This window comes from Candidatus Kurthia intestinigallinarum, assembly GCF_003991225.1.
Classification (GTDB): Bacteria; Bacillota; Bacilli; order Bacillales_A; family Planococcaceae; genus Kurthia; species Kurthia populi.
Map to the genome: position 1 here is coordinate 1 of NZ_JTFC01000189.1, position 1809 is coordinate 1809.

At 31.1% G+C, this 1809-nt stretch carries 2 protein-coding genes; one reads left to right on the top strand and one right to left on the bottom strand.

Features of this window, described 5'->3' with window-relative positions:
• Positions 1–2: 2 nt before the first annotated feature.
• Positions 3–1433: a VanZ family protein gene (locus QI30_RS19670; RefSeq protein ID WP_126992102.1), complete on the bottom strand. Its 1431-nt coding sequence runs from the start codon at positions 1431–1433 to the stop codon at positions 3–5.
• Positions 1434–1582: 149 nt separating this feature from the next.
• Here QI30_RS19670 and QI30_RS21315 point away from each other — a divergent pair.
• Positions 1583–1809: transposase family protein (locus QI30_RS21315; RefSeq protein ID WP_148113923.1), on the top strand; the 227-nt coding region annotated here is incomplete at its 3' end.

Genomic DNA, 1809 nt, shown 5'->3' on the forward strand with positions numbered 1-1809 from the left:
AACTAACGAAGCAAGTTAGTTAAAGATTTCATCATTGCAGGTATTTGAATATTAATGAAGTAATCTTCATTATTTAGATGAACTTCAAAATTATATACTGGTTGATAATAACCTTTTGTATCATAAACATATGAAATATCGACCCCAGTTATATTTAAACTATCACCTTTACTTAAAGCTGGGTAAATTTCAAAATTCCCATTTATTATCTCTTCATATGCTTTTTTAGGGGAAATAATATCGACATTCTTTATAAAATTATTTTCGTTTATTGAGTAAAAGATTGTACTTGGTATCTTCGTTTTAGATGGTGTAATCATGACAAGACCCATCGAAAAATCTTGATTATAATTTTTGATTGATTCAGGTGTTATTACATCCCAACGTAATTCTTTACCCTGAAGAGAATAATTAACATCATCCGGCAACAATTTACTTGTTTTCATCCATTTTTCGAATAATTCTTTTTGTGTTTTCTCAAATGCTGGTGAAATTTCTAGCTCTTCAGAAGCGAAATTTGTAAGCGTCCATGTTCCAGCTGTTAAGACATAATTCAATTGGTATATATTGTATGATTCGTCCTCGAATTTAAAAATTCGATTGCGACTCTCTGTGTATATTTTTCCTTTTTGAGTTAATCCATATTCATTACTCAAAATAGTAGCTATTTTCTTCCCATTCTCTAAATCATTTGCACTTATGTTTTGGTAAATTGCTGCACTTGACGGTTCATCCGAAAAATTTAATTTTGATTCAACTGTTACATGTTCCATATCTTGTCTTTCAGCAGGAAGAATCGGCATGTTCCCAAATTCTTTAATCGAATAGAAAGTAAACGGTATTAATAAAATGATACTAAAAATCGTAGGGAGTGCTATTGCTTTAATCAATGATTTCAATTTTCTTTGTTGAACAAAATCTCTAATACCAATAATTAAATAGAACCCAATAATACCTCCTAATGTGTTATGAAATATATCATCTAATTCAAAAATACCTTTTTGCGTTACAAGTTGAATACATTCAATCAAAAGTGTAACTCCTAATGATACTATTAGTGCTGGGGTAAAACTGTTAAATTTTTTATTGTAAAATGGTAATAAAATTCCTAACGGAACAAACATTATAATATTAAAAATAATTAGTTGAAATTCTGTCAAAGACCAATTATTCCAAGCATTAATATAACCGCTATACAGATTAAGATTGGTCATACTTTCATAATTGGCGCCTCGGCTCAATGTTGTTATACCTAACACAATAGTAAACCAGCAAATCAACAATAAAAGCGTGATAAAAGAATATATTTTTTGTTTGTGTAAATGACCTCTTTTTTTCTGATAAATTAAGAATGAAAAGCCAATTATTCCAAAAATACAACATGCTGTTATAATCCAAGGAAAAAGACCCCTTATTATACTTGTTACGTCCATTGATGCATTCCCCTTATAAGGTGTAAACAAATTATTATATATAACTGTATTTCGCAAGCTAAATTAGGTTCTTACACATAGTCAGTGAATGCTTACATACATCACTACCCGGGTATAGGATCTGAAAAAGACGTGTACCGTATGCTCACATGCTTTTTTATTTCCATTCACGATCCAAATCCGCTTGTTGTCCTAAATGCCAAGAACTCAGCACGCGTCGACATAGTAGCACGAAACGAAAAATTCGCGACTTACCTATTTCAGGAAAAAAAGTCTTTCTGCATCTGCGCTTGCAGAAATGGTTTTGCTTGAATGCTATGTGTAGCACGATTATTTTTACGGAAATAACTGCTGCACCAGCCTATCAGCGTAATAA